This is a genomic window from Lysobacter sp. Soil_C_59, assembly GCF_057656415.1.
The window spans coordinates 83,049-108,817 of record NZ_JBDGKK010000003.1; the positions used below are offsets into that span (position 1 = coordinate 83,049).

Consider the following 25,769-nt stretch of genomic DNA (forward strand, 5'->3'; position numbering starts at 1 on the left):
GGTCAGGCGGGCTTGCCGCGCTTGCGGCGGAAATAGGCCGTCAAACGCGCACCGGCCTCTTCACCCAGCACGCCGCCCTGCACTTGCACGCGATGGTTGTGGCGCGGATCGGCGAGCAGGTCGAACACGCTGCCCGCCGCTCCGGTCTTCGGGTCGGTCGCGCCATAAACCACACGCGCGACCCGCGCGTGCACCATCGCCATCGCACACATCGCGCATGGCTCCAGCGTCACGTACAGCGTCGCTCCGAGCAGACGGTGATTGCCGAGCCTGCGGCCGGCCTGGCGCATCGCCACGATCTCGGCGTGCGCGGTCGGGTCCTGCTCGGTGATGTTGCGGTTCCAGCCTTCGCCGAGGATTTCGCCCTCGGCCGACACCAGCACGGCTCCGACCGGAATCTCGTCGTCCTCGTGCTCGGCACGGTCGGCCAGTGCCAGCGCGTGCCGCATCCAGCGCTCGTCTGCCGCGACGAGCGTGTCAGCGTCCGCAGGCGGCTGGAACGAGGACATCACTCCCACTCGATGGTCGCGGGCGGCTTGCCACTGATGTCATAAACAACGCGAGAAACACCGCGCAACTCATTGATAATACGGTTTGAAACCCTGCCAAGGAAGTCATACGGCAGGTGCGCCCAGTGCGCCGTCATGAAGTCGATGGTCTCGACCGCGCGCAGCGCGATCACCCACTCGTAGGCACGGGCATCGCCGACCACGCCGACCGACTTCACCGGCAGGAACACCGCGAATGCCTGGCTGGTGCGGTCGTAGAGATCGGCCTTGCGCAGCTCTTCGATGAAGATGTGGTCGGCCTTGGCCAGCAGATCGGCGTACTCACGCTTGACCTCGCCGAGGATGCGCACGCCCAGTCCCGGGCCCGGGAACGGATGGCGGTAGACCATCGCGCGCGGCAGGCCGAGCTCGACGCCAAGGCGACGCACTTCGTCCTTGAACAGTTCGCGCAGAGGCTCGACCAGGCCGAGCTTCATGTCCTCGGGCAAACCCCCCACGTTGTGGTGGCTCTTGATCACGTGCGCCTTGCCGGTCTTGCTGCCGGCCGACTCGATCACGTCCGGGTAGATCGTGCCCTGTGCCAGCCACTTGGCGTTGGCGAGCTTCGACGATTCTTCATCGAAGATCTCGACGAACAGGTTGCCGATGATCTTGCGCTTGGCTTCCGGGTCGCTGACGCCTTCGAGCGCCTTGAAGTAGCGGTCGGCGGCATTGACGCGCACGACCTTCACGCCCATGTGCTCGGCGAACATCGCCATCACCTGGTCGCCCTCATTCCAGCGCAGCAGGCCGGTGTCGACGAACACGCAGGTCAGCTGCTCGCCGATCGCCTTGTGCAGCAGCGCGGCCACGACCGAAGAGTCGACGCCGCCGGACAGGCCGAGGATGACCTCGTCGTTACCGACCTTCTCGCGCACGCGGGCGATCTGGTCGTCGATGATGTGCGCGGCGGTCCACAGCGTCTTGCAGCCGCAGATCTCGGTGACGAAGCGGCGCAGCAGGGTCGTGCCCTGCTTGGTGTGGGTCACTTCCGGGTGGAACTGCACGCCGTACCAGCGCTTGGATTCCAGCGCCATGGCGGCGACCGGGATGCGGTCGGTGACGGCGGTGACGGTCCAGCCCGGCGGCGCCTTGGCGACGTGGTCGCCGTGGCTCATCCACACGTCGATGCGCGGTTCGCCGTCGTGGTCGGACAGGCCGCCAAGCAGTGCGTCACGGGCGACCAGCTCGACTTCGGCGTGGCCGAACTCGCGGGCATCGGCGGCCTCGGTGGCACCGCCCAACTGCGCGGCCAACGTCTGCATGCCGTAGCAGATGCCCAGGATCGGCAGGCCCGAATCGAATACTTCCTGCGGCGCGGCGGGCGCGCCGTGCTCGGTCGTCGACTCCGGACCGCCCGACAGGATGATGCCCTTGGCGCCGTACTTCGCGATCTCGGCCGGGTCATGGTCCCAGGCCCAGATCTCGCAGTAGACGCCGATCTCGCGGATGCGGCGGGCAATCAGCTGCGTGTACTGCGCGCCGAAGTCGAGGATCAGGATCTTGTCGCTGTGGATGTCGGTCATGGAATCACGAGTTGGTTCTGGTGTCCGTCATTCCCGCGCAGGCGGGAATCCATGGACACTCGGGAATGACAATCACACATCAACCGGCGCGGTAGTTCGGCGGTTCCTTGGTGATCTGCACGTCGTGCACGTGGCTCTCGCGCGCACCGGCGTTGGTGATGCGCACGAAGCTGGGCTTCTTGCGCATGTCCTCGATGGTCGCGCAGCCGACGTAACCCATCGTCGCGCGCAGACCGCCGGCGAGCTGATGGACGACATTGCGCAGCGGGCCGCGGTACGGAACGCGACCCTCGATGCCTTCGGGCACGAGCTTGTCGGCGTCCGACGCGTCCTGGAAGTAGCGGTCCTTGGAGCCCTGCTCCATCGCGCCGATGCTGCCCATGCCACGGTAGCTCTTGTAGCTGCGGCCCTGGAACAGCTCGACTTCGCCAGGCGCTTCCTCGGTGCCGGCGAACAGGCCGCCGACCATCACGGTCGAGGCACCGGCGACCAGCGCCTTGCCGATATCGCCCGAGTAGCGGATGCCGCCGTCGGCGATCAGCGGAATGCGATCCTGCAATGCCTCGGCCACCATCGCCACGGCGGTGATCTGCGGCACGCCGACGCCCGCAACAATGCGCGTGGTGCAGATCGAGCCCGGGCCGACGCCGACCTTGACCGCGTCCGCGCCGTTGTCCATCAGCGCCAGTGCGGCATCGCCGGTGACGATGTTGCCGCCGATGACCTGCAGCTGCGGGAAGTTCTTCTTCACCCACTTGACGCGATCGAGCACGCCCTGCGAGTGGCCGTGCGCGGTATCGACCACGACCACGTCCAGGCCCGCGGCAGCCAGCGCTTCCACGCGTGCTTCGGTATCACCACCGACGCCGACCGCGGCGCCGACCAGCAGGCGTTCGCTGCTGTCGTAGGCGGCGTTGGGGTTGTCGGACTTCTTCTGGATGTCCTTGACGGTGATCAGGCCGCGCAGCTCGAAGCCGTCGTTGACCACCAGCACCTTCTCGATTCGGTGCTTGTGCAGCAGGTTCAGCACTTCCTCGTCGGTCGCGCCTTCGCGTACCGTGATGAGGCGATCCTTCTTGGTCATGATGTGGCGGACCGGATCGTCGAGCTTCTTCTCGAAGCGCATGTCACGACTGGTGACGATGCCAAGCAGATGGCCACCTTCCACCACCGGCACGCCGGAGATGTTGCGGGCGCGGGTGAGCTTGAGCACTTCGGCGATCGTGGTGTCGGGGCCGACGGTAAACGGCTCCTTGATCACGCCGGCCTCGAACTTCTTGACCGAGGCGATCTGCGCCGCCTGCGCCTGCACGCTCATGTTCTTGTGGATGATGCTGATGCCACCCAGCTGCGCCATTGCAACTGCCAGGCGCGCCTCGCTGACCGTGTCCATCGCCGCCGACAGGATCGGCAGACGGATGTTGAGGTCGCGGGTGAGGCGGGTCGTGAGCGAGACGTCCTTGGGCAGGACGACCGAGTGGGCCGGGACGAGCGAGACGTCGTCGTAGGTCAGTGCTTCAGCCTGGATGCGCAGCATGGGCAGGGGCCGTGAGGATGAAGCAAGCAATTGTAACCCGGAAGGCCACATTAATGCTCATATCGCCGCTGGAACGCTGTGGACGGCTCAAGGCACATGTGATCAGGACACCGGCGACCAGCCCCGTCCCGAATCGGCCGCCTCTGCGGCCTCCAGCGTGTTCTGCATCAGCGTGGCCACGGTCATCGGGCCGACGCCGCCGGGGACCGGGGTGATCCAGCTGGCGCGTTCAGCCGCGGCGGCGAAGCCGACGTCGCCGACCAGGCGGCCATCGTCGAGGCGGTTGATGCCGACGTCGATGACCACCGCGCCCGGCTTGACCCATTCGCCCGGAATCAGGCCCGGGCGTCCGACCGCGACGACCAGGATGTCGGCGTTGCGGATCGAGGTTTCGAGGACCTCCGGCGGGGTGAACTTGTGGCAGCTGGTGACCGTGCAGCCGGCGATCAGCAGCTCCAGCGCCATCGGCCGGCCGACATGGTTGGACACGCCCACGATCGTCGCGCTCTGCCCGCGCACGGCCTTGTCGGTGTAGGCCAGCAGCGTCGTGATGCCGCGCGGCGTGCACGGGCGCAGGCCGAACTGACGCAGGGCCAGGTGGCCGACGTTCTCCGGATGGAAGCCGTCGACGTCCTTGCGCGGGTCGATGCGGTGGATCAGGCCGGTGGCATCGCGGCGGTCCGGCAGCGGCAGCTGGACCAGGATGCCGTGGACCTCGGGGTCGGCGTTGAGGCGGTCGATCAGGGTCAGCAGCTCGTCGTTGCCGGTGTCGGCCGGCAGGTCGTAGTCGATGGCGCGGATGCCCACTTTTTCCGCGGCGCGACGTTTGTTGCGGACATAGACGCTGGACGCCGGATCGTTGCCGACCAGCACCACCGCCAGGCCGGGGCGCGACTTGCCGGCCGCGACGCGCGCGGCGACCCGGGCCTTGAGGTTGTCGAGCAGGTCGTCGGCAATGCGCTTGCCGTCGAGGATGCGTGCGCTGGGCGTGGAGGCGGTCATGCGGTCGCTGCGTTACAGTCGAGGCCGCGCATTATCGCCTATTCAACAGCCTTCATTTGACCGCCGCCCATTCGGCGGCACCCCGCCACCCCGCTCCGCCCCCGACGGAGGCCCCATGACCGACACCGATTTCGAAACCACCCAGATCGAGGCCGCCGCCTTCCGGCGCCTGCTCCAGCACCTGATGGTCGAGCGCACCGACGTGCAGAACATCGACCTGATGATCAACGCCGGCTTCTGCCGCAACTGCCTGTCCGACTGGTACCGCGAAGCCGCCGAGCAGCGCGGCATCACCATGACCAAGGACGAGGCACGCGAGGCGATCTACGGCATGCCCTTCGCGCAATGGAAGGCCGAGCACCAGAAGGACGCGACCCCCGAACAGCTGGCCGCCTTCGAAGCGGCGCAGCGCAGGCACGGAGGCTGAACATGCGCAAGCAACTGCTCGGCTGGGCTGCCCTTCCAGTGCTTGGCTACGCCGGCATCTGTGCGTGGCTGTTCGCCAAGCAGCGCGATTTGATCTACCTGCCCCAGGACACGCGGGTCGATGCCGCGCAAACCGACTTCGCGCTCGAGCGCGAAGGCGTGCGCCTGCACGGCTGGGTGGTCAACCCGGCGCAGCACGAACCGGTGATCTACTTCGGCGGCAATGCCGAACGTGTCGAGAACCGCCGCGAACAACTCGGGCGCGTTTTGCCCGGGCGCAGCATCTACCTGATCGCCTACCGCGGTTACGGCGCCAGCGACGGCGCTCCCAGCGAAGAGGCGTTGTTCGCCGATGCCCTGGCCGTGTACGACGAAGTGCAATCCCGCCACCCCGGCGAAGCCATCTCGGTGATCGGCTCAAGCCTTGGCAGCGGCGTGGCCAGCTATGTCGCCTCGAAACGACCGGTGGCGCGACTGGTGCTGGTGGCGCCTTTCGACAGCCTGGCGTCCGTCGCCCAGTCCCACTACCGGATCTTCCCGGTGCGCTGGATCGTCAAGGACCGCTTCGAATCGGCCGGCCACCTGCGTGGCTACGAAGGCCCGGTGATGGTGATCCGCGCCGGCCGCGACCAGGTGATTCCCGCCGCCAGCACCGGTCGCCTGATCTCGGCACTGGGCCGGCCGCCGCAGGTGGTCGACCTGCCCAAGGCCGATCACAACACGATCGGCACCGACCCCGGATTCGAGCAGGCGCTGGCGCAGTTCATGCTGTAGCGCTGCGCGGGTACTACCCCGCGCAGAACTGCACGTAGTCGATGTAGCCCGGAAACTCGCGCCCGGCCGCGCAGACCGGGCATTCGGGATCGGCCGACAACCGCGTCTCGCGGAACTTCATCGCCAGCGCATCGAAATTCAGCAGGCGCCCGGCCAGCGAATCGCCGATGCCCAGGATCAGCTTCACCGCTTCGGTCGCCTGCAGCATGCCGATGACGCCCGGCAGGACGCCCAGGACGCCAGCCTCGGAGCAGTTCGGTGCCGCTTCCGGCGGCGGCGGCTCCGGGAACAGGCAGCGGTAGCACGGCGCCTGGCCACGGTGGCGCCCGGCATCGAACACGCTGACCTGGCCTTCGAAGCGATGCACCGCGCCGTACACCAGCGGCTTGCCCAGCTTCACGCAGGCGTCGTTGAGCAGGTACCGCACCGGGAAATTGTCGGCGCCGTCGATCACGACGTCGGCATCGGCGATCAGCCGCTCGACGTTGTCGGCCGTGATGCGTTCCGGGAATGCTTCGATGGCGACGGTGGGATTGAGCGCCGACAGCGCGATGCGGGCCGACTCGACCTTGGCCACGCCGATGCGGTCTTCGGTATGCAGGATCTGCCGCTGCAGGTTGCTGCGATCGACGACGTCATCGTCGGCCAGCACCAGCGTGCCGACACCGGCCGCGGCCAGGTAGTAGGCCGCAGGCGAACCCAACCCGCCGGCACCGACCATGGCGACGCGTGCAGCCTGCAGTCGGCGCTGGCCACCCTCGCCCACTTCCGGCAGCCGCAAGTGACGCGAGTAGCGATCGTAGAAATCGAAATCGCCTTCCGGACGCGTCAGCGGCAGGCCCTCGGCGATCCAGCGGGTAGTGCCGCCTTCCACGGATGCAACGCGGACATAGCCCGCCTCGCGCAGCACCTGCGCGGCCTGCAGCGAGCGCCGGCCGGACTGGCAGATCAGCATCACTTCCGCGTCGAGCGCGGGAAGCTCGGCCTGGGGTTGCGCTTCCAGCTCCGCCTTGGCGATGCCGCGTGCCCCTTCGGCGAAGCCGGTGGCGCGCTCGTGCGACTCGCGCACGTCGATCAGCACCACGCCGGTCCGCTGGCGACGCAAGGCTTCGGCCGGGGAGATCTCTTCGATGTTCATGCCGCGATTATCGCTCCACTACGCATAGCGCAGCACCTCGACGACCTCGCCCGCGGCCAGCCGCTGCGGTCCGTCGGGAATCACGATCAGCGCATTGGAGTCGGCCACCGCGCGCAGGCGGTGTGAACCGGTCGCCGGATTCGGATCGGCGCGCAGCACGCCGTGGTCATCGCAGAACACGCGGGCACGGATGAATTCGCGGCGCGCGTGGTCCTTGTCGATCGGAGCAACCAGTTGGGCGCGCTCCGCCAGGCGCGGTTCGCTGCGCCCCTGCAGCGCGTCGACCAGGGCGCGGCCGAACGAAAGATACGTGGCGAACACCGATACCGGATTGCCCGGCAGGCCCAACACGCGCGCCTGGTCCAGGCTGCCAAACAACAGCGGCATGCCCGGCTTCATCCGCACCTTCCAGAAATGGGTCTGGCCGAACTGCGCCAGCACCGCCGGGATATGGTCCTTCTCACCGGCCGAAACCGCGCCGCAGGTGATCACGATATCGAACGCGCAGGCGGCATCGCGCAGTGCGATCTCGACCCGCTTGGGGTCGTCGGGCAGTCGCGGCCAGGCAGTCGGTTCCAGGCCATCGGCACGCAACAGACCCATCAGCAATTCGCGGTTGCTGTCGTAGATCTCGCCCGGGGCCAAGGCCATGCCCGGCTCGACCAGTTCGTCGCCGCTGCTGAACACCGCCACGGTCGGTCGCCGAACCACGGGCAACGAGGCCAGTCCCATCGAGGCCGCGAGCGATACGCGAGCCGGCGTCAGCAGCGAACCTGCGTGCAGCACCACTTCGCCGGCAGCCACATCCTCGCCTGCGCGGCGCACGTTGGTTCCCATCGTGATGTTTCCGGACACCGTCACCCGGTCACCTTCGACCCGGCTGTTCTCCTTGATCACGACGGTGTCGGCGCCGGCCGGCATCGGTGCGCCGGTGGTGATGCGCAAGCACTCACCGGCCGCGACCTCCAGCCCCAGCGAGCGCCCGGCGAACTGTTCGCCTGCCAGGCGCAGCGTCGTTTCACCATCGCGCAGATCGGCATGGCGCACCGCGAATCCGTCCATCGCGCTGTTGTCGAAGGGCGGCAACGACAGCGGCGCGTGCACGTCGGCGGCGAGGATGCGGCCGTGCGTGCGCGACAACGCCAGTGTCTGCGTTTCAAGGCGATGCGAGGCGGCCACTTCGCGGACGATCGCAAGTGCGTCGTCGAACAGCAATCCAGTCGGGAACACGGATGTCGGGGGTGCGGTCATATGTGTATGAATCCGGCCGCGGCCAGGTCATCGGGGGTGTTGAGATTGCCGAAGCGTACGCCGTCCAGTCGTACGGCGGCCATGCCAAGTGCCGCCTGCAGTCCGTGCACCGCCCCCTCGCCACGCGCCAGTGCGGCGCTGGCAGCCGGACGCAGTGTCGCCAGCGACCACAGGGCGACCAGCGGCTGCGCGCCATCGTCATCCACGGCGAATGCGCCGGAGGTGCCCGCCGCTGATGCCAGCGTCGGCAGCAGGCACTCGTTGACGCCGACGAGGTCAACGGGAATCGTCAGCAGCCAGGGAGTGGTGCAGGCAGCGGCCATCGCGTCGATGCCGGCCAGCGGGCCGAGCCCACCAACGGCCCGATCGGCGACAACGCGCAGCCCCGCATCGGCATAGCGCCCGGCGTTGCGATTGGCGCTGACCACGACGGCAGACGTCTCGCCGGCAAAGCGCCGCTGCCAGCGGATCACCTGGGCAATGCCGTCGCGCTCGAGCCAGGCCTTGTCGGTACCGCCCAGTCTCGAGGCGCGGCCTCCGGCAAGGATGCCAAGCGTCACCTGCGAAGCCGGAAGCGGGTTCGACATCGGCCTGCGGCGTTACTTCCCGCGCTTCACGTGCCGGATCATGCGGCGCTTCTTGACGACCTGGCGCTGGCTGAGCACGTTCTTCTTGCCTTCGTACGGGTTCGTGCCTTCCTTGAACACGAAACGCACCGGCGTGCCGACCAGCTTGAAGCGCTTGCGGAAGAAGTTCTCCAGATAGCGCTTGTAGGAATCGCTGAGCGTGCGCAGTCGCGTGCCGTGCACGACGAACGTCGGCGGATTGTTGGCGGCCGGGTGCGCGTAGCGCAGCTTGGGGACGTGACCGCGCACCACCGGCGGCGGGTTGGTCTCGTAAGCCACCTCCAGCGCCTGGTTGACTTCGCTGGTGCTGAACACGTGCGTGGCCGAGGCATGGGCGCGATGGATCGCCTTGAACAGCTCGCGCAGCCCGGAGCCGTGCTTGGCACTGATGCGCACCGCTTCGGCCCAGTCGACAAACCCGAGCTTGCGGGCAAGCAGCTGCTCAGCCTGCTGGCGCTGGTAGTCGGTCTGGTTGTCCCACTTGTTCACTGCCACGACCAGTGCGCGGCCGGCATCGAGCGCGTAGCCGAGCACGCTGGCGTCCTGGTCGGTCACGCCTTCGCCGGCGTCGAGCATGATCACCGCGACCTGGCACTGCTCGATGGCCTGCAGGGTCTTGATGATCGAGAACTTCTCCACCGCTTCGTCGACGCGCGACTTGCGGCGCAGGCCGGCGGTGTCGATCAGGCGATACAGGCGACCGTCGCGCTCCATGTCGATGGCGACCGAATCGCGGGTGGTGCCCGGGACCTCGGAGGCGATCATCCGCTCCTCGCCCAGCAACCGGTTGACCAGCGTCGACTTGCCGACGTTGGGGCGACCGATGAAGGCGATGCGGATGCGCGACGGGTCGGAGTCGAGTTCGGTGGCGGCGCCGGCTTCGGGCAGCCTTGCCAGGCTCGAGTCGATCAGCTCGTCGATGCCCTGGCGGTGCGCCGAGGACACGGTGATGACGTCACTGAAACCGTAGCGGGCGAAATCGTTGCGGGCGGCCTGGGCATCGATGCCGTCGATCTTGTTGATCACCAGCGTGGTCGGCCGGGCGGTCTTGCGCAGCCAGGCCAGGATGTCGTCGTCCAGTGCCGAGGCGCCTTCTCGGCCGTCGACGATGAACAACACCAGGTCGGCTTCTTCGGCCGCGGAGCGGGCCTGGCGCGCGGTCGCGCCGGCCAGGCCCTCGTCTTCGCCGGCGATGCCGCCGGTATCGACGACGGCGAACGACGGCTTGCCCTCCGGCCGGCAGACACCGTAATGGCGATCGCGGGTCACACCCGGCTCGTCATGGACCAGGGCGTCGCGGCTGCGCGTAAGCGCGTTGAAGAGGGTGGATTTTCCGACGTTGGGGCGACCAACGAGGGCAACTAGCGGAAGCATGGGCGAAAGCCGAATGGGGAATGGATAGGTATTGCGGGTGAAACTGGCCGCGAGTGGACGGCCGGGATCGGGCTGTCCAGGCCAGCCGGGCTGGCGAGCGCGGCGCGGACGGGCCGGTGCGCCACGGCTGGACATGCCCGGCCTGAGGTGGGGCGGGACAGGTCGATCCGCAGCGCATGATGACCGCCCGGTCGCAAAAAGGGAAACGGCCCAGTGCCGTCAGGCGCTGGGCCGGTCTTCCAACAAGTTGGCGCGTTGCCGCCCTTACTGCAGGCGGAACGCGGTCAGCTCGCCGCTCACGTTCTGGACGATCGCGATGCCGTCGACGACCACAGGCGCCGCCCGCACGGCCTTGCCGCCGACGCGTTCACGCGCGGCGAACTCGCCGTTGTCGAGCTTGAGCCAGTGGACATAGCCGTCGTAGTCGGCGACCACGGCGTAGTCGCCCTGCACCGCCGCACCCGTCACGTTGCGGCGTGCCAGGCCCGGCTGCTGCCACAGGGCGCTGCCACCGGACTTGTCCAGGCCGAACACGATGCCACCGGCGTCGGTGACGACAAGGCGGTCGCTGCCCATGCCGATCCGGCCAGCGCCACCGTGCTCGCTCTGCCACATCGGGCGGCCGCTCGGTGCATCGATGGCCATGGTCTGGTTCTTGAAGCTGGTGGCGTACAGCGTCGTGCCATCCAGCACCGGCGTGCCGTCGACGTCGGCCATGCGGTCGAGCTCGGTACGGCCTTCCCCCTGGCCCACCGACTGCTCCCACAGCGGACGACCATCGGTTGCAGACAGCGCCGACACCGAACCATCGTCGTTGCCGACGAAGACGAAACCCGGGCCAAGCTGCGGCGCATCGTTGCCGCGCACCGACAACATCGGCACTTCCTGCACCCAGAACCAGCGTCGCTCGCCGTTGGCGGCATCGAAGGCGGTGATTCGGCCGTCGTTCGAGCGCACGAACACCGTGCCCATGCCGACCGCGGGCGCTGCGATCACCTCATTGGGGACCTTCGCTTCCCACTTCTTCTCGCCGGTAGCGGCATCAAGGGCGATCACTTCGCCGTTGAGGCCACCGACCACGACCAGCCCTTCGCCGACGCCCGGACCACCGGACACGCCGAGCTCGACCTTCTTCTCCGGGCGGTATTCCCAGATCGACTTGCCGTTCTGCAGATCGAAGGCATGCACGCCGCCTTCGATCGCGGCGGCGTAGACACGGCCATCGGCCACGACCGGGCCCTGGCGAACGCCCATGCGTCCCTCGCCCTTGCCGGCGTTGGCCGACCACAGCTTGGAGACGGTCACCGACGGGGTGATGTCGGTCAGCTCGACCGGTTCGTTTGGCTTGCCGTCGTCCTTCTTCTTGTCGCCGCCGAACCAGCCCTTGATCGTCGAGCAGCCCGCGAGCGAGGCCGCGCACAGCAGCACGAGGGAGGTACGCAGCAGCATCGTGCGGTGCTTCATCAGGACTTGGCCTCGGGCGTGGCCGGCGCGCCGCCGACCTGGTTGAGTTTGAGTTCGATCAGGCGCCGCTGCGGCGAGGCGACGTCGAGCTTCGCCAGCGCCTGCGAGTAGGAGGTGCGGGCCTGGTCGAGCTGGCCGAGCGCGAAATGCGCATCGCCCCGAACTTCCAGTGCCGTGGCAGTGGTGCCATTGCTTACCAGCTTGAGCGCCGCATCGGCCTGCTTGGCCTCGATCAGCAACCGCGCCAGGCGCTGGTTGGCGACGTCGGTGATCGCCGGGTCGTTGCTCTTGATGGCGCGCAGCGTGGCGATCGCGGCGTCGTTCTGGCGCGCGTCGACCTGCGAGCGTGCCAGTTCGAGCGCGGCCAGGTCGTGGTAGGCGCTGTCAGCCAGCGCATTGACCTTGGCCTGCGCCGTCTTGTCCTTGGCCTGGATGGCGTCGAGCGTGGCCTGGTACTGGTTGGAAAGATCCAGCTGGGCCTGCTCGCCGCGATGTTCCCACCACTTCCAGCCGCCGATGGCCGCCAGCCCGAGCACGATGCCGCCGATCAGGCCAGCTCCGTTGTTGCGCAGCCACTGAAGGACGCGCTCGCTTTGTTCGTGTTCGTCGAGAAGGTCGTCTATTGCCATTCGGGAGCTGCCATTCCAAAGCTGCTGTGTCGCCCCCGCCCTGCGGCGGGAACCCAATGAGGAACACCGGCCCGCGTGGACCGGTGACGAGGGATGACCCGCGCGCGGGTCAGTCTGCGACCGGCGTCAGGGAACCGTCAGAGGATAGCGTAAAGCGCGCCACGTTCGCGCGGCTGAACGGCGTCAGATCAACCGTCTTGCCTGCCTGCCGCACTTCCACGGCAGTGGAGTTGCCCAGTACGACGCGGGAAACCTCGCCGGCGCCGTAGCTTCGCTGCTGCCCTGCTCCCAGCAGACCCTGCTCCAGGGTGGTGCCGTTGCTGCCGACCACCTGGACCCAGCTGTCGCCGGTGAAGTTCAACGACAGCGCCGTCTGCGCCGAAGCCGACGGAATCGGCGCCATCGACGCGATCAGCGGGGTGCGCTGCACGCCTGCCGGTGCCGGCTTGATGGCCGGCGATTCGCCCTGCGCGGCCGGTGTCACCGGAACTTCCAGCGACTGCACCGTGGACTGGTGTGGCGAACGGGTCGCCAGCCAGACCGGCACAGCGATCGCCGCGGTCAGGACAATATAGATGGCACGGCGCGTCACCTGCTCGAACACGTGGCGGTAACGCGGCGTATAGGTATGGCTGACAAGTTCGGACGGGGCGACCACGGTCACCGGACTCTGGCGCAGCTGGTCTTCCAGATCGACGCCGAGCAGGCGCGCATAGCTGCGCAGCTGTCCACGCACGAACACCGGCGCGCCGAGCTGGCTCGGATCCCCAGATTCGAGCTGGCGGATCCCGCGCAGCGGAATCTTCAGGCTCGCGGCCACTTCTTCCTGGGACAGCCCCGCCTGTTCGCGGGCCTGCTTCAGGCGCACGCCGCAGCTGGCGCCCATCTCGGGCGCAGTGTCATTAGAAGAGCCCATCATCGCCTTCCGTCATCCCCCATGCCGGAGCCCTGCGTTTCAGGGAACTCCGCCCTCATTCGCTGAACGTATCTTGCGGCGGCTGCCGTGTCGCCGAGTTTCTGCTCGATTTGTGACGCAAGCAACAACGCACTGCGATCCGCAGGTGCTGCTGCCAGGCGGCGCTCGGAAAAAGCCCGGGCCTCGAAGGCCCTGCCCTGGCGGAATTCAAGCTCCGCCAGCGCCCCCAGTGCAACCGGGTTGGCCGGGTCAAGGGCAATGGCATCGCGCAGGTTACGGGCGGCGCGTGCATCCTGCCCGGCCCGGAGTGCACAGCTGCCCGCATTGGCCAAGGCCATCGCCGGGGTCTGATAACTGGTGTCGGCGAGCGCGCGGTCGAACCACGCCAGCGACTCCGCCGTCCGCCCCTGGCCGCAGAGCCAGACGCCGTAATTGTTGAGGACACCGCCACTGGTCGGCGCCAGCTCGGCGGCGCGGCGGTAATGTTCGCCGGCTTGCGCGGTCGCACCGCTGCGCTCGGCGGCTGCCCCCATCAGCGTGTACGCGTCGACCGAACGCGGATCGATCTTCAAGGCCAGGCGTGCTTCACGCTCGGTAGCCGGGTAGTCGCCGGACAGCAGCTTTTCCTGGGCGCGCTGCAGGTGCATGCGGGCACTGGAGGCCTTGTCGCGTTTGTCGTCGTTGACTTCGACCTTGCGCGCGATCTGGTCGTAGTCGCCACGACTGAAGTCCTGGCGCACGAACGTCAGCTTGCTGCAGGCGCTGGCGGCGACCAGCACCACCAGGACGAACAGGGAGAGACGGAGAATCCGGCGGCTGCCGCCGCCACGGGCAATGCGTTCGCGGCGGAGGTCAGGCTGCTTCATCGCCCAGCCCCTGCGCCTGCAGTTGCTTGCGGAATTCGGCCTGGCGACGCGTGCGATCCATGACCTGGCCCTTGAGCTGGCCACAGGCGGCATCGATGTCGTCGCCGCGGGTGCGGCGCACCGGCGCGATCATGCCGGCGTCGTTGAGCAGTTTCTGGAAGGCGCGGATCGCGACTTCGTCCGGGCGCTCATAGCGCGTGCCCGGGAACGGGTTGAACGGGATGAGGTTGACCTTGGCGGCGTCCTTCATCTGCACCGCGTTGTCGAACTGGCGCAGCAGGCGCAGCAACTGGCGCGCATGCTGCGGCTGGTCGTTGACGCCCTTCATCAGGGTGTACTCGAAGGTGACCGAGCTGCCGCGCTTGCGCAGCGCATAGCGCACGCAGGCTTCCATCAGCTGCTCGATCGGGTACTTCTTGTTGAGCGGCACCAGCTCGTTGCGCAGCTCGTCGTTGGGCGCATGCAGCGAGACCGCGAGCGAGACGTCGCTCTCTTCGCCGAGGCGATCGATCATAGGCACCATGCCGGCGGTCGACAGCGTCACGCGCTTGTTGGCCAGGCCGTAGCCGAGGTCGTCGCGCATGATGCTCATCGCGCGGACCACGTTTTCAAAGTTCGCCAGCGGCTCGCCCATGCCCATCATCACCACGTTGGTCAGCTTGCGCTGCTGGTGCGGGACATTGCCGAGGTGGCGCGCCGCCACCCAGACCTGGCCGATGATCTCGGCGGTCGACAGGTTGCGGTTGAAGCCCTGGGTCGCGGTAGAGCAGAACGTGCAGTTGAGCGCGCAGCCGACCTGCGAGGACACGCACAGCGTGCCGCGGCCCTTGTCGGGGATGAACACCGTTTCGATGGCGTTCTTCGGGTCCATGCCCAGCAGCCACTTGTGGGTGCCGTCAGTGGACGCCTTGTCGAACACGACCTGCGGGACCTGCACGACTGCGTGCTGTTCGAGCTTGGCGCGCAGCGCCTTGCCCAGGTCGGTCATGTCGTTGAAGTCGGTGACGTAGCGGTGGTGGATCCACTTCATCACCTGGTGCGCACGGAACTTCTTCTCGCCGAGCGTTTCTTCAAAGAAACGCTCGAGCGAGACGCGGTCGAGATCAAATAAATTTGTCCTGGAGCCGGGATTGGTCCTGCCCGGCTCGACCGCGCGCTTGCCGGCTACGACCGGCGCAGTCGCGACAGCCGACTCCGTCGCCGCCGCGGTGCCTGCGTCAGCGAGATGGAGTTCGATGGTGTCGCGTTGCGTGGTCATGGCCTTCTCGGAGTGGCTATCAGCGGCCGTAGACGCTGGTGGCCGGGAAGAAATACGCGATTTCGACGGCGGCGTTCTCGACGCTGTCCGAACCGTGCACGGCGTTGGCGTCGATGCTGTCGGCGAAGTCGGCGCGGATCGTGCCCGGCGCGGCGTCCTTCGGATTGGTGGCACCCATCAGCTCGCGGTTCTTGAGCATCGCGCCCTCACCCTCGAGCACCTGGATCATCACCGGACCGGAGATCATGAACTCGACCAGCGCGCTGAAGAACGGGCGCTCGCGGTGCACGGCGTAGAAGCCTTCGGCTTCCTGCTTCGACAGATGCTTCATCTTCGCGGCGACGACCTTCAGGCCGGCCTTCTCGAAGCGGGTGTAGATCTCACCGATGACGTTCTTGGCGACGGCGTCGGGCTTGATGATGGAAAGGGTGCGCTCCAGCGCCATGGAATTTCTCCGGGTAGGCGGGCAGCCGAACCTGTGGTTCGCGCCCGAGGATAACAGAAAAACCCGCGTCGGAACGCGGGTTTAGCCCACAAGGCTCCGGTAATTCTAACGGAAAAGTGACGCCTTTTGCACGCCCGCCGGGCCCTCCGGGCGATGGTCGCCGTTGACGGTTCAGGCGACCCGGACTAGCATCAAACAAGCGTTTGATTCAGAGCGCTTTGATCCAGCCCGTCGTTTCAGCAGCAGGACCCACATGGCCGCCACCGCCCACTTCTCCACCAAGGACCGCATCCTCGGCGCCGCCGAGGAACTGTTCGCCCAGTTCGGCTTTACCGGCACCTCGCTGCGCCAGGTCACCAGCCGCGCCGACGTCAACATCGCCGCGGTCAACTACCACTTCGGCAGCAAGGAGAACCTCGTCAACGAGGTCTTCCGCCGGCGCATGGACGAGATGAGCGCGCAGCGACTGGGCGCCCTGAAAACCGCCATGGAACAGCATCCAGGCGAGCTTGAACCCATTCTGGCCGCCTTCGTGCAGCCTGCCCTGGCGATGGCCCAGGACCGCCACGGCGGCGGCGCCTTCGTCCGTGTCGTGGCCCGTGCCTACGCGGAAAAGAACGACCGCCTGCGCAAGTTCCTGTCAGACCATTACGGCCACGTCCTGCGCGATTTCGGCAAGGCGATCGGCGCCTGCGTGCCGGACCTGAGCAAGGAAGAACTCTATTGGCGACTGGACTTCCTGGCCGGCGCCCTGACCTATGCCATGGCGGACTTCGGTCTGATCAAGCGACCCGCCGGTGTCACCGAAGCGGCGCATCGTGAGCGCGCGGCACGCGAGCTGATCCACTTTGCCGCGGCCGGCTTCAAGGTCGAACCAAAGCGTTAATCTCGAAGCGTTACATCTTGTAAAAACAAGGATTTACACCACATGTCTAAGAAGCTGCTTGTACGCCGCGTCGCCGTTCTCGGCGCCGGTGTGATGGGCGCGCAGATCGCTGCGCACCTGACCAATGCCGGTGTCGACACGGTGCTGTTCGACCTGCCCGCGAAGGAAAGCGACCCCAACGGTGTCGTCGCCAAGGCCATCGCCAACCTCGGCAAGCTCAGCCCTGCCCCGCTCGCCAGCAAGACCCTGGCCGAGCGCATCACGGCGGCCAACTACGAGACCGGCCTGGAGCAGCTGCGCGGCTGCGACCTGATCATCGAGGCCATCGCCGAGCGGATGGACTGGAAGCAGGACTTGTACAAGAAGATCGCCCCGTTCGTGGCCGAGCACACCGTGCTGGCCAGCAACACCTCGGGCCTGGGCATCAACAAGTTGGCTGAAGTGCTGCCCGAGCAGCTGCGCCACCGCTTCTGCGGCGTGCACTTCTTCAACCCGCCGCGCTACATGCACCTGGCCGAGCTGATTCCGGCCAAAACCACCGACGACGACGTCCTGGAGTCGCTGGAAACCTTCCTGACCACCACCCTGGGCAAGGGCGTGGTGATCGCCAAGGACACTCCGAACTTCATCGGCAACCGCATCGGCGTGTTCTCGATGCTGGCCGGCATGCACCACACCGAGCAGTTCGGCCTGGGCTTCGACACCGTCGACGCGCTGACCGGCCCGGCGATCGGCCGACCGAAGTCGGCGACGTTCCGCACCGCCGACGTGGTAGGCCTGGACACGATGGCGCACGTCATCAAGACCATGGCCGACACGCTGCCGGAAGACCCGTGGCACAGCTACTTCAAGGCGCCCAAGTGGCTGTCGGCGCTGATCGAGAAGGGCGCGCTGGGCCAGAAGAGCGGCGCTGGCGTCTATACCAAGCGTGGCAAGGACATCCTGGTGCTGGACCTGAAGGCGCAGGATTACCGCGCCTCGGCCGGCGAGCTCGACCCGGAAGTGGCCGGTCTGCTCAAGGAAAAGGACCCGGCGAAGAAGTTCGCCGCGCTGCGCGCCAGCGCGCATCCGCAGGCGCAGTTCCTGTGGGCGATCTTCCGCGACACCTTCCACTACAGCGCGTTCCACCTCGAGTCGATCGCCGACACCGCGCGTGATATCGACTTCGCCATGCGCTGGGGCTACGGCTGGTCGCTCGGTCCGTTCGAGACCTGGCAGGCCGCCGGCTGGAAGCAGGTCGCCGACTGGATCGCCGAGGACATCGTCGCCGGCAAGGCGATGAGCAGCGCGCCGCTGCCGAACTGGGTGTTCGACGGCCGCGCCGGCGTGCATTCGGCCGATGGCAGCTTCAGCCCTGCGCGCAATGCCAACGTGCCGCGTTCCTCCAATCCGGTGTATGCGCGCCAGCGCTTCCCGGATCCGCTGCTCGGCGAGAAGTTCTCGCAGGGCCGCACGGTCTTCGAGAACGAAGGCATCCGCATGTGGGCCGACGAGGGCGACGACATCGCCGTGGTCAGCTTCAAGACCAAGATGCACACGGTCAACGACCACGTGCTCAACGGCCTGCAGGAAGCCGTCGCCATCGCCGAGCGTGATTTCGCCGGCCTGGTGATCTGGCAGCCGAAGGAACCCTTCTCCGCCGGTGCCGACCTGGCCGGTGCGCTGGGCCTGCTGCAGGCCGGTGACGTCAAGGGTTTCGAGGCGATGGTGGCCAACTTCCAGGCCACCAGCCAGCGCATCAAGTACTCGCTGGTGCCGGTGGTTGCGGCCGTGCGCGGCCTGGCACTGGGTGGCGGCTGCGAGTTCCAGATGCATGCGGCACGCAGCGTGTTCGCGCTGGAGAGCTACATCGGCCTGGTCGAGGCCGGCGTCGGCCTGCTGCCGGCCGGTGGCGGCCTGAAGGAATTCGCGGTTCGCGCTTCCGAAGCAGCTGGCCCGGGCGGCGATGTGTTCGCTCAGCTCAAGACCGCGTTCGAGAGCGTGGCGATGGGCAAGGTTTCGACCTCGGCCTTCGAAGCGCGTGAGCTCAAGCTCGCCCGCGACAGCGACAGCGTCGTCTTCAACGCCTTCGAGCTGCTGCATGTAGCGCGCGAACAGGCACGTGCCCTGGCCCAGTCGGGCTACCGCCCGCCCCTGCCCGCCCGCCGCATCCAGGTGGCCGGCGACGTCGGCATCGCCACCTTCAAGATGATGCTGGTGAACATGCTCGAAGGCCGCTTCATCTCGCCGCACGACTACGAAATCGCCACGCGCATCGCCACCGTCATGTGCGGCGGCGAAGTCGACCGCGGTGCACTGGTCGATGAGGAATGGCTGCTCAAGCTCGAACGCGAACATTTCGTCGCACTGGCGCAGATGCCCAAGACGCAGGAGCGCATCGCGCACATGCTCAAGACCGGCAAGCCGCTGCGCAACTAAGCGACGACGACACAGGACATATCGAAATGACCAAGCAAATCCAGGACGCCTACATCGTTGCCGCCACCCGTACTCCGGTCGGCAAGGCACCGCGCGGCGTTTTCCGCAACACCCGTCCCGACGAAATGCTCGCCCACGCGCTGCGCTCCGTGGTCGCACAGGCACCGGGCATCGACCTGGGCCGCATCGATGACGCGATCATCGGCTGCGCCATGCCCGAAGGCGAGCAAGGCATGAACGTGGCACGCATCGGCGCGCTGCTCGCCGGCCTGCCCAACACCATCGCCGCGCAGACCATCAACCGCTTCTGCTCGTCGGGCCTGCAGGCCGTGGCGATGGCGGCCGACCAGATCCGCTTGGGCAACTCCGACCTGATGCTGGCCGGCGGTACCGAGTCGATGTCGATGGTGCCGATGATGGGCAACAAGGTCGCACTGAGCCCGCAGGTGTTCGCCAAGGACGAAAACGTGGCGATCGCCTATGGCATGGGCATCACCGCCGAGAAGGTCGCCGAGGAATGGAAGGTCTCGCGCGAGGACCAGGACGCGTTCGCCCTGGCGTCGCACCAGAAGGCGATCGCGGCGATCCAGGCCGGTGAGTTCAAGTCGGAGATCAGCCCGTACGAAGTGATCTCGCGCATCCCCGACCTTGGCGGCAACGCCATTCGCGTCAGGAAGTCGATCGTCGAGATCGACGAGGGCCCGCGTCCGGACACGTCGATCGAAGGCCTGGGCAAGCTGCGCCCGGTGTTCCGCAACGCCCAGTTCGGCGGCAGCGTCACTGCCGGCAACAGCTCGCAGATGAGTGACGGTGCCGGTGCGGTGCTGCTCGCTTCCGAGCAGGCGATCAAGGACTACGGCCTGACCCCGCTCGCCCGATTCGTAAGCTTCTCGGTCGCCGGCGTGCGTCCGGAAGTGATGGGCATCGGCCCGATCGCGGCGATTCCGAAGGCGCTCAAGCAGGCCGGGCTGACCAAGGACCAGATGGACTGGATCGAGCTCAACGAAGCCTTCGCCGCGCAGGCGCTGGCGGTAATCCGCGATTCCGGCCTGGACCCGTCCAAGGTCAATCCGCTCGGCGGCGCGATCGCGCTCGGCCACCCGCTTGGCGCGACCGGCGCCATCCGCACGGCGACCATCGTGCATGGCCTGCGTCGTCGTCAGCTCAAGTACGGCATGGTGACCATGTGCATCGGCACCGGCATGGGCGCGGCGGGTATCTTCGAAGCGCTCTGACGCTTCCTTGGCCGCATACGAAACGGGCAGCCCAAGGGCTGCCCGTTCTCATTTGTGGCTGCTGGCTGGTGTCAGGCCAGGCGCGTCCCGTTCGGAACCGCTCGCTCGATCGCGGTGACCACGACGCCTTCTTCCGTGGGAAATCCGGTCAGCAGGAACTCCGACACAAAGGGGCCGACCTGCTTGGGCGGAAAGTTGATCACGCCGACAATCTGCCGCCCGACGAGATCGTCGGGACCGTAGAGGTCCTTGATCTGCGCGCTGGTCTTGCGGACACCGTGCGGACCGAAGTCGACCCACAGCTTCCATGCCGGCTTGCGCGCTTCCGGAAACGGCTCGACGCGCTGCACCGTGCCGGCGCAGAGCATCACCTTCTCGAAATCACCCCAGGTAATGGTGCTCTGCTCGCTCATGAGCGGTTCCGTCGCCTATCGCGCAGGAGGCTCAGCCGAGCTCTTCGACGCCCAGCTCGGCCAATGCGTTCTGCATCAGCTGGCGTGCGGAGTCGCTGAGCTTCTCGTGATCGAGCGCGTATCGGATCGTCGCCTCGACCAGGCCAATGTGCGTACCGCAGTCGAAGCGCGTGCCCTTGAAGCGATAGGCGTTGACCGCCTCTTCCTGCAGCAGCGATGCGATCGCGTCAGTCAGCTGGATCTCGCCACCGGCACCCGGCGTGGTCGTCTCCAGCAGCTTGAAGATGCGCGGATTGAGTACATAGCGCCCGACGACGGCCAGCGTGCTTGGCGCGACTTCAGGCTGGGGCTTCTCGACGATCGCATTGATGCGACCCTGCCGGTTCTGGAACGAATCGGTCGCGACGATGCCATAGCTTCCGGTCTGGTCACGCGGCACGTCCTGCACGGCGATCATGCTCGCGCCAGAGGCTTCCGCGGCATCGGCCATCTGCGACAGCGCGCCAGGTCCCCGGTTCCAGATCAGGTCGTCAGGCAGCAGCACCGCGAACGGCTCATCGCCGATCACTGGCTTGGCACAAAGCACGGCATGCCCCAGGCCCAGCGCCTCGGCCTGGGTCACGAACACCGCGCGCACGCCCTTGGGCAGCACGTTGCGGATCAGTTCCAGCTGCTCGAGCTTGCCGCTCTGTTCGAGCTTCTGTTCAAGCTCGTACGCCTTGTCGAAGTAGTCGGCAACAGCGTGCTTGTAACGATTGGTGACGAATACCAGCGTGTCGCAACCGGCTTCCACCGCCTCGTCAACGGCGTACTGAATCAGCGGGCGATCGATGATCGGCAGCATTTCCTTGGGAACCGTCTTGGTCGCCGGGAGAAAGCGCGTGCCGAGACCGGCTACCGGGAACACTGCCTTGCGAATCCGAACCGACATCAAATCTTCCTTGCATTACGGGCGGGAAACGCCACCACGGTGGCCGATTCCTGGTAATCCGGATGCGCGCCAACCGGCTGGAACTCGGGAACGGCACTGCGCAACAGGTGGCTGAGCGCGTCGAGATCATAACGAATCGAGGCTTCGCGCAGCTGCGCCACCGCGTTCTCGATCTGTGTGGACGAGACGTCGCGCGGCTCGGCCTGCAGGATCTTGGGATGCGCGGTCTGGCGATAGCGCTCGTCGGCATGGAACAGCGTTTCGTGCAGCTTCTCGCCCGGACGAAGGCCGGTGTAGACCACGGCGATGTCGCGACCAGGATGCTTGCCAGCCAGGCGGATCATCTGCTCGGCCAGCAACCGGATCGGCACCGGCTCGCCCATGTCGAGGGTGTAGATTGCCTCATGCGTGCCGATCGCAGATGCCTGCAGGATCAGCTGGCAGGCCTCGGGAATGGTCATGAAGAAGCGCGTGACTTCGGGATCGGTGACCGTGACCGGACCGCCAGCCCGAATCTGTTCGCGGAACAGCGGCACCACGCTGCCAGCCGAATCGAGCACGTTGCCGAAGCGCACGGTGACGAAGCGCGTGGAGCGCTGGTCAGCCAGGGCCTGGCAGGACATCTCGGCAAGGCGCTTGGTCGCGCCCAGCACGTTGACCGGATCCACCGCCTTGTCGGTGGAGATCAGCACGAACGTGCCGACGCCGGCGCCGCGGCAGGCACGCGCAACCGTTTCGGTCGACAGCACGTTGTTGCGCACTGCCTCACGCAACTGCAGCTCGAGCAACGGCACCTGCTTGTAGGCGGCGGCGTGGAACACCGCATCGGGCTCGGCCCGCGAGAGCGCGTGCGCAATCACCGCGGGGTCGCCGCAATCGCCGAGGATGGCGATGTATTCCAGGTCCGGGAAGTCGCGACGCAGTGCAGCTTCGGTCGTGGTCAGCGCGAGTTCGTCGATTTCGATGAGGGCGATGCGACGGGCACCATGGCGGGCGCACTGCCGGCAAAGCTCCGAACCGATCGAACCGCCGGCACCGGTGACCAGCACCGAGCGCGCACCCAGCCAGGCGCGGATCGCCTTCCAGTCGGGCATGACCGGCTTGCGGCCCAGCAGGTCCTCGATCGCGACTTCCTTGAGCTCGCCCGGCAGCGAGCGGCCTTCCAGCACGTCCTGCAGCTTGGGCACCATGCGGAACGGGAGCCCGGTGCGTTCGCACGCCACCACAACCCGCTGCAGTGCGTTGGCATCGGCCGACGGCATGGCGATGACCAGCAACTTGGCTGCGGTCTCACGGGCAATTTCCGCGACGTCCTGGACACGCCCGAGCACCGGCACGCCCTGGACTTTGCTGCCACGCAGTCGCGCGGCGTCGTCGAGGAATCCGACCGGCTGATAGGTGCCCGAGCGACGCAGGTCGCGCACGAGCGCCTCGCCAGCGTGTCCGGAACCGAGGATGAGGATGCGCACCGAGGCGCCACCGAAGCCATCGACGCGGCTGTCCTTCCACGCGCGGTACATCAGGCGCGGCGCGCCGAGCATGCCCATCAACACCAACGGATAGAGGACCAGCACCGTACGCGGCACGCTGTCGAGCCGGTTGTAGAGGAACAGGCCGAGCACGATCGCGAACAGACCCAGGATGGACGCCTTGAGGATGTTCCAGAGATCGGGAACGCCGGCGAACCGCCACAGGCCCCTGTACAGGCCGACCTGCCAGAACACCAGTCCCTGAGCGGCCAGGACAAGCGCGATCTCGGCCGACCAGAGTGGAATGGCGGGCGCGTTGACCTCGATGCCCCAGCGCAGGCGATGCAGTGCCTGCCAGACGACCCAGACCATCGCGAGATCGTGGGCGACCACCGCCATTCGCGGCAGCGCACTTTTCCACCGATCACGCCATGAGCTCATTCCATGCCCCTCTTCTGAGTGCAAACCTGAATCAAAATGAAGTCGGAGCCCGGAAAGACCCGGCCTTTTGCAGCCCGACCCACAAAAAAGCGCAGCAGATATACCACGCGAGTGTGATACCGGTGATGAAGGCCATTTCAGGCTGTGACGCAAGCCAAAAAGCCAGCACCATGGACACCGCCGTCGCACCTGCATAGGCGAGAGTGACCCGGTTGTGCCCGACTCGGCGAGCCCAGACCTGATAGGCGTGCTGGGTGTGCGGGGTCCACCAGCGCTCACCCCGCAGCAGGCGCCGCAAAAGGGTCAGGCTGGCGTCGACCAGGAACACCGACAAGGGTAGCAGCACGACCCAGGAACGCGCTCCGAGCCGGGCGCCCGCAACCACCACCAGCGCCGCCAGGCAGAATCCTATGGCCCCGCTGCCGACGTCACCGAGAAAAATTCTCGCCCTGGGGAAATTGAAGGGGAGGAAACCGATGCACGCTGCGGCGACGGCGACTCCCAGCAGGCCCCAGCTGCCGCCTGCGATCGCCGCCAACCCTGCCGCCACCAGCGCCGCCTGGCTGGCAGCGAGGCCGTTGATGCCGTCCATGAAATTCCAGACATTCGTCAACGTCATCGCGGCAATGAACGCAGCCAGCCCGAGCCAGGGCGATTGGTAGACGTCGCCCACGGCCAGTGCGAGCAATGCAGCAGCCACGGCATGCACCAGCAATCGCCACCAGGGCGAAAGTGGACGATGGTCGTCGAGCCAGCCGATTCCGGCGACCAGCACCAGGCCCACTGCGAAGGCAGCCAGCAGGGGGGCGTCGGCGGGCCGGTGCAGGGCCAGGGCGCAGGCTGCCACCAGTGCCGCAATCACGATGGCGATGCCACCGCCGCGCGGCGTGGCAACCTCGTGGCTGCGGCGCTCGCCGGGCTGGTCGATCAGCGATTGCCTGATCGCATAGCGCCGTGCAAGCCAGGTGCCCGCCACGCCGATCAGGAAATAAACCAACAACCACTGGACCATGCTTCAGACCACCGCGTAGTTCAGCAGCGGCTTGATCGTTCCCCACTCCTTGCAGCTCGGGCACTGCCAGTGATGGCTGCGTGCGCCGAAGCCGCAACGGTTGCAGCGATAACTGGGGTTGCGAACCAGCAACTGGTCGGTGATGTGCTTGAGATCGTGCAGCGTTGCCGCCGGATCGGCGCCCTCGGCCAGGGTCAGGTCGATCAATGCCGCTTCGCCGCGAACCGACGGACGATCCTTGAGCTGGCGGGCAAGGTAGGCACGTGCCGCCGGCACGCCCTCCTCGTGCTCGACCATGCGCGTCAACGCCAGTACCGGCGAGATGCCGCGATAGTGCTCCGTCATCTCCGCCAGGAACGCGCGTGCACCCGGCGCATCGCCGACGCGCTCGTAGCTGGCCAGCAGCGGCGGCAGGATCTCGGGGAGGTAATCGGGATCGACACGTGCCACCCGCTCGAAGGCGCGGATCGCACCGGCATCGTTGCCGGACTCAACCTCGAGACGACCTTCGATCATGCCGGCGCGGACGGAATTGGCGTCGGCCTCGTAGGCGCGCTTCACTGCCGCCTGCGCGGCATCGACATCTCCCGCGGCGCGGTGACGTTCGGCAAGTTCGCACTCGAACTGGGCGATCAGCTTGCCCATCGGCTCACCGGTCGCCTCTTCGTAGCGACGCGCATTCTCGATCGCCTTGTCCCAGTCTCGCTCGGACTGGTAGATGCCGATCAGATGGCGCAGCGCCAGCGGCGCGCGCATGTCCAGCGCGACGAGGTCACTGAAGACCGTCTCGGCGCGATCGAGCAGGCCCGAGCGCATGTAGTCCTCGCCCAGCGCGAGCAGTGCCTGCACGCGTTGCTGGTCGCTCAGGCCGGGGCGCTGCACCAGCGCCTGGTGCAGGCGAATGGCGCGATCGACTTCGCCGCGGCGGCGGAACAGGTGACCGAGCGCGACCTGGGTCTCGAAGGTGTCCTTGTCGAGTTCGGCGATATGCAGGAACAGCTCGATGGCCTTGTCCGGCTGCTCGTTGAGCAGGTAGTTCAGGCCGCGGAAATAGGTCGTCGACAGGCGACTGACCTGGGTATCGCTGTGGCGCTCGCCACCGCGACGACCAATGATCCAGCCGCTGACTGCCGCGATAGGCAGCAGCAGGAAAAACCAGAACCATTCGCTGATGAACGCCATGC

At 66.8% G+C, this 25,769-nt stretch carries 24 protein-coding genes; 5 read left to right on the top strand and 19 right to left on the bottom strand.

Annotation, left to right across the window (positions count from 1 at the left end):
- Window positions 1-2 precede the first annotated feature (2 nt).
- The 4 genes from tadA to folD form a co-directional block, all read right to left on the bottom strand.
- Window positions 3-509, bottom strand: a complete 507-nt coding sequence (tadA, locus tag AC3A3Q_RS07135; RefSeq protein ID WP_487585597.1) for a tRNA adenosine(34) deaminase TadA — start codon at window positions 507-509, stop codon at window positions 3-5.
- A complete protein-coding gene (gene guaA / locus AC3A3Q_RS07140; RefSeq protein WP_487585598.1) occupies window positions 509-2,074 on the bottom strand; it encodes a glutamine-hydrolyzing GMP synthase in 1,566 nt (521 codons plus the stop codon). Before guaA ends, tadA begins: the two co-directional genes overlap by 1 nt.
- 79 nt (window positions 2,075-2,153) lie before the next feature.
- Entirely contained in the window at window positions 2,154-3,611 is a 1,458-nt protein-coding gene (guaB, locus tag AC3A3Q_RS07145; protein WP_487585599.1) for an IMP dehydrogenase, read from the bottom strand.
- 102 nt (window positions 3,612-3,713) lie between these two features.
- Window positions 3,714-4,613, bottom strand: a complete 900-nt coding sequence (gene folD, locus AC3A3Q_RS07150; RefSeq protein WP_487585600.1) for a bifunctional methylenetetrahydrofolate dehydrogenase/methenyltetrahydrofolate cyclohydrolase FolD — start codon at window positions 4,611-4,613, stop codon at window positions 3,714-3,716.
- Window positions 4,614-4,728: 115 nt separating this feature from the next.
- Between folD and AC3A3Q_RS07155 the strand changes: the two genes are divergently transcribed.
- Both AC3A3Q_RS07155 and AC3A3Q_RS07160 read left to right on the top strand, forming a co-directional pair.
- On the top strand, window positions 4,729-5,040 hold the full coding sequence (locus AC3A3Q_RS07155) for a DUF1244 domain-containing protein (RefSeq protein ID WP_487585601.1): 312 nt from the start codon (window positions 4,729-4,731) through the stop codon (window positions 5,038-5,040).
- Window positions 5,041-5,042: 2 nt separating this feature from the next.
- On the top strand, window positions 5,043-5,813 hold the full coding sequence (locus AC3A3Q_RS07160) for an alpha/beta hydrolase (protein ID WP_487585602.1): 771 nt from the start codon (window positions 5,043-5,045) through the stop codon (window positions 5,811-5,813).
- A gap of 13 nt (window positions 5,814-5,826) precedes the next feature.
- On the opposite strand, the gene moeB is transcribed toward AC3A3Q_RS07160, so the two are convergent.
- The 10 genes from moeB to ndk all read right to left on the bottom strand — a co-directional run bounded on the left by moeB (window position 5,827) and on the right by ndk (window position 15,780).
- Complete coding sequence (gene moeB / locus AC3A3Q_RS07165; RefSeq protein WP_487585603.1) at window positions 5,827-6,951, bottom strand: molybdopterin-synthase adenylyltransferase MoeB; 1,125 nt, start codon at window positions 6,949-6,951, stop codon at window positions 5,827-5,829.
- An 18-nt stretch (window positions 6,952-6,969) separates the two neighbouring features.
- Window positions 6,970-8,202: a molybdopterin molybdotransferase MoeA gene (locus tag AC3A3Q_RS07170; RefSeq protein ID WP_487585604.1), complete on the bottom strand. Its 1,233-nt coding sequence runs from the start codon at window positions 8,200-8,202 to the stop codon at window positions 6,970-6,972.
- Window positions 8,199-8,789 (bottom strand): molybdenum cofactor guanylyltransferase, encoded by a 591-nt coding sequence (mobA, locus tag AC3A3Q_RS07175; RefSeq protein ID WP_487585605.1) that lies wholly within the window; start codon window positions 8,787-8,789, stop codon window positions 8,199-8,201. The genes AC3A3Q_RS07170 and mobA overlap by 4 nt, the downstream gene beginning before the upstream one ends.
- Before the next feature lie 12 nt (window positions 8,790-8,801).
- On the bottom strand, window positions 8,802-10,202 hold the full coding sequence (der, locus tag AC3A3Q_RS07180) for a ribosome biogenesis GTPase Der (protein WP_487585606.1): 1,401 nt from the start codon (window positions 10,200-10,202) through the stop codon (window positions 8,802-8,804).
- Window positions 10,203-10,466: 264 nt separating this feature from the next.
- Complete coding sequence (gene bamB / locus AC3A3Q_RS07185; protein WP_487585607.1) at window positions 10,467-11,666, bottom strand: outer membrane protein assembly factor BamB; 1,200 nt, start codon at window positions 11,664-11,666, stop codon at window positions 10,467-10,469.
- Window positions 11,666-12,295, bottom strand: a complete 630-nt coding sequence (locus tag AC3A3Q_RS07190; RefSeq protein WP_487585608.1) for a YfgM family protein — start codon at window positions 12,293-12,295, stop codon at window positions 11,666-11,668. The genes bamB and AC3A3Q_RS07190 overlap by 1 nt, the downstream gene beginning before the upstream one ends.
- Window positions 12,296-12,404: 109 nt before the next feature.
- Window positions 12,405-13,214 (bottom strand): RodZ domain-containing protein, encoded by an 810-nt coding sequence (locus tag AC3A3Q_RS07195; protein ID WP_487585609.1) that lies wholly within the window; start codon window positions 13,212-13,214, stop codon window positions 12,405-12,407.
- A complete protein-coding gene (pilW, locus tag AC3A3Q_RS07200) occupies window positions 13,211-14,077 on the bottom strand; it encodes a type IV pilus biogenesis/stability protein PilW (protein ID WP_487585610.1) in 867 nt (288 codons plus the stop codon). The genes AC3A3Q_RS07195 and pilW overlap by 4 nt, the downstream gene beginning before the upstream one ends.
- On the bottom strand, window positions 14,064-15,335 hold the full coding sequence (gene rlmN / locus AC3A3Q_RS07205) for a dual-specificity RNA methyltransferase RlmN (protein ID WP_487585611.1): 1,272 nt from the start codon (window positions 15,333-15,335) through the stop codon (window positions 14,064-14,066). The genes pilW and rlmN overlap by 14 nt, the downstream gene beginning before the upstream one ends.
- 19 nt (window positions 15,336-15,354) lie before the next feature.
- Window positions 15,355-15,780 (bottom strand): nucleoside-diphosphate kinase, encoded by a 426-nt coding sequence (gene ndk / locus AC3A3Q_RS07210; protein ID WP_200605329.1) that lies wholly within the window; start codon window positions 15,778-15,780, stop codon window positions 15,355-15,357.
- Window positions 15,781-16,033: 253 nt separating this feature from the next.
- Between ndk and AC3A3Q_RS07215 the strand changes: the two genes are divergently transcribed.
- Genes AC3A3Q_RS07215 through AC3A3Q_RS07225 form a run of 3 tightly spaced genes read left to right on the top strand, consistent with a single transcriptional unit; the run spans window position 16,034 to window position 20,319 of the window.
- Window positions 16,034-16,666, top strand: coding sequence for a TetR/AcrR family transcriptional regulator (locus tag AC3A3Q_RS07215; protein ID WP_487585612.1), 633 nt, complete (start codon window positions 16,034-16,036; stop codon window positions 16,664-16,666).
- Window positions 16,667-16,708: 42 nt separating this feature from the next.
- A complete protein-coding gene (locus AC3A3Q_RS07220; protein WP_487585613.1) occupies window positions 16,709-19,084 on the top strand; it encodes a 3-hydroxyacyl-CoA dehydrogenase/enoyl-CoA hydratase family protein in 2,376 nt (791 codons plus the stop codon).
- 26 nt (window positions 19,085-19,110) lie between these two features.
- Window positions 19,111-20,319 carry an acetyl-CoA C-acyltransferase gene (locus AC3A3Q_RS07225; RefSeq protein ID WP_487585614.1) on the top strand — a complete coding sequence of 403 codons (1,209 nt, stop codon included), beginning with the start codon at window positions 19,111-19,113 and terminating at the stop codon, window positions 20,317-20,319.
- A gap of 71 nt (window positions 20,320-20,390) precedes the next feature.
- Here the strand turns inward: AC3A3Q_RS07225 and AC3A3Q_RS07230 are convergent, their stop codons facing one another.
- The 5 genes from AC3A3Q_RS07230 to lapB are packed head-to-tail and all read right to left on the bottom strand — an operon-like array spanning window position 20,391 to window position 25,767.
- Window positions 20,391-20,732, bottom strand: a complete 342-nt coding sequence (locus AC3A3Q_RS07230; protein WP_487585615.1) for a tRNA-binding protein — start codon at window positions 20,730-20,732, stop codon at window positions 20,391-20,393.
- Window positions 20,733-20,763: 31 nt separating this feature from the next.
- Window positions 20,764-21,663: a UTP--glucose-1-phosphate uridylyltransferase GalU gene (galU, locus tag AC3A3Q_RS07235; protein WP_487585616.1), complete on the bottom strand. Its 900-nt coding sequence runs from the start codon at window positions 21,661-21,663 to the stop codon at window positions 20,764-20,766.
- Window positions 21,663-23,573: a polysaccharide biosynthesis protein gene (locus AC3A3Q_RS07240; protein ID WP_487585617.1), complete on the bottom strand. Its 1,911-nt coding sequence runs from the start codon at window positions 23,571-23,573 to the stop codon at window positions 21,663-21,665. Before AC3A3Q_RS07240 ends, galU begins: the two co-directional genes overlap by 1 nt.
- A 31-nt stretch (window positions 23,574-23,604) precedes the next feature.
- A complete protein-coding gene (locus tag AC3A3Q_RS07245; RefSeq protein ID WP_487585618.1) occupies window positions 23,605-24,585 on the bottom strand; it encodes an MraY family glycosyltransferase in 981 nt (326 codons plus the stop codon).
- A gap of 3 nt (window positions 24,586-24,588) precedes the next feature.
- A complete protein-coding gene (gene lapB, locus AC3A3Q_RS07250) occupies window positions 24,589-25,767 on the bottom strand; it encodes a lipopolysaccharide assembly protein LapB (protein ID WP_487585619.1) in 1,179 nt (392 codons plus the stop codon).
- Window positions 25,768-25,769: the final 2 nt, after the last annotated feature.

What these genes read in the sequence shown, in the direction of transcription:
- AC3A3Q_RS07225 (WP_487585614.1), top strand. Translation starts at nt 19,111, where the DNA reads ATGACCAAGCAAATCCAGGACGCCTACATCGTTGCCGCCACCCGTACT.
- folD (WP_487585600.1), bottom strand. Translation starts at nt 4,613, where the DNA reads ATGACCGCCTCCACGCCCAGCGCACGCATCCTCGACGGCAAGCGCATT.
- bamB (WP_487585607.1), bottom strand. Translation starts at nt 11,666, where the DNA reads ATGAAGCACCGCACGATGCTGCTGCGTACCTCCCTCGTGCTGCTGTGC.
- AC3A3Q_RS07155 (WP_487585601.1), top strand. Translation starts at nt 4,729, where the DNA reads ATGACCGACACCGATTTCGAAACCACCCAGATCGAGGCCGCCGCCTTC.
- lapB (WP_487585619.1), bottom strand. Translation starts at nt 25,767, where the DNA reads ATGGCGTTCATCAGCGAATGGTTCTGGTTTTTCCTGCTGCTGCCTATC.
- galU (WP_487585616.1), bottom strand. Translation starts at nt 21,663, where the DNA reads ATGTCGGTTCGGATTCGCAAGGCAGTGTTCCCGGTAGCCGGTCTCGGC.
- AC3A3Q_RS07245 (WP_487585618.1), bottom strand. Translation starts at nt 24,585, where the DNA reads ATGGTCCAGTGGTTGTTGGTTTATTTCCTGATCGGCGTGGCGGGCACC.
- AC3A3Q_RS07215 (WP_487585612.1), top strand. Translation starts at nt 16,034, where the DNA reads ATGGCCGCCACCGCCCACTTCTCCACCAAGGACCGCATCCTCGGCGCC.
- rlmN (WP_487585611.1), bottom strand. Translation starts at nt 15,335, where the DNA reads ATGACCACGCAACGCGACACCATCGAACTCCATCTCGCTGACGCAGGC.
- AC3A3Q_RS07220 (WP_487585613.1), top strand. Translation starts at nt 16,709, where the DNA reads ATGTCTAAGAAGCTGCTTGTACGCCGCGTCGCCGTTCTCGGCGCCGGT.
- mobA (WP_487585605.1), bottom strand. Translation starts at nt 8,789, where the DNA reads ATGTCGAACCCGCTTCCGGCTTCGCAGGTGACGCTTGGCATCCTTGCC.
- tadA (WP_487585597.1), bottom strand. Translation starts at nt 509, where the DNA reads ATGTCCTCGTTCCAGCCGCCTGCGGACGCTGACACGCTCGTCGCGGCA.
- pilW (WP_487585610.1), bottom strand. Translation starts at nt 14,077, where the DNA reads ATGAAGCAGCCTGACCTCCGCCGCGAACGCATTGCCCGTGGCGGCGGC.
- guaB (WP_487585599.1), bottom strand. Translation starts at nt 3,611, where the DNA reads ATGCTGCGCATCCAGGCTGAAGCACTGACCTACGACGACGTCTCGCTC.
- AC3A3Q_RS07240 (WP_487585617.1), bottom strand. Translation starts at nt 23,573, where the DNA reads ATGAGCTCATGGCGTGATCGGTGGAAAAGTGCGCTGCCGCGAATGGCG.
- AC3A3Q_RS07170 (WP_487585604.1), bottom strand. Translation starts at nt 8,202, where the DNA reads ATGACCGCACCCCCGACATCCGTGTTCCCGACTGGATTGCTGTTCGAC.
- AC3A3Q_RS07190 (WP_487585608.1), bottom strand. Translation starts at nt 12,295, where the DNA reads ATGGCAATAGACGACCTTCTCGACGAACACGAACAAAGCGAGCGCGTC.
- guaA (WP_487585598.1), bottom strand. Translation starts at nt 2,074, where the DNA reads ATGACCGACATCCACAGCGACAAGATCCTGATCCTCGACTTCGGCGCG.
- ndk (WP_200605329.1), bottom strand. Translation starts at nt 15,780, where the DNA reads ATGGCGCTGGAGCGCACCCTTTCCATCATCAAGCCCGACGCCGTCGCC.
- der (WP_487585606.1), bottom strand. Translation starts at nt 10,202, where the DNA reads ATGCTTCCGCTAGTTGCCCTCGTTGGTCGCCCCAACGTCGGAAAATCC.
- moeB (WP_487585603.1), bottom strand. Translation starts at nt 6,951, where the DNA reads ATGAACATCGAAGAGATCTCCCCGGCCGAAGCCTTGCGTCGCCAGCGG.
- AC3A3Q_RS07195 (WP_487585609.1), bottom strand. Translation starts at nt 13,214, where the DNA reads ATGATGGGCTCTTCTAATGACACTGCGCCCGAGATGGGCGCCAGCTGC.
- AC3A3Q_RS07160 (WP_487585602.1), top strand. Translation starts at nt 5,043, where the DNA reads ATGCGCAAGCAACTGCTCGGCTGGGCTGCCCTTCCAGTGCTTGGCTAC.
- AC3A3Q_RS07230 (WP_487585615.1), bottom strand. Translation starts at nt 20,732, where the DNA reads ATGAGCGAGCAGAGCACCATTACCTGGGGTGATTTCGAGAAGGTGATG.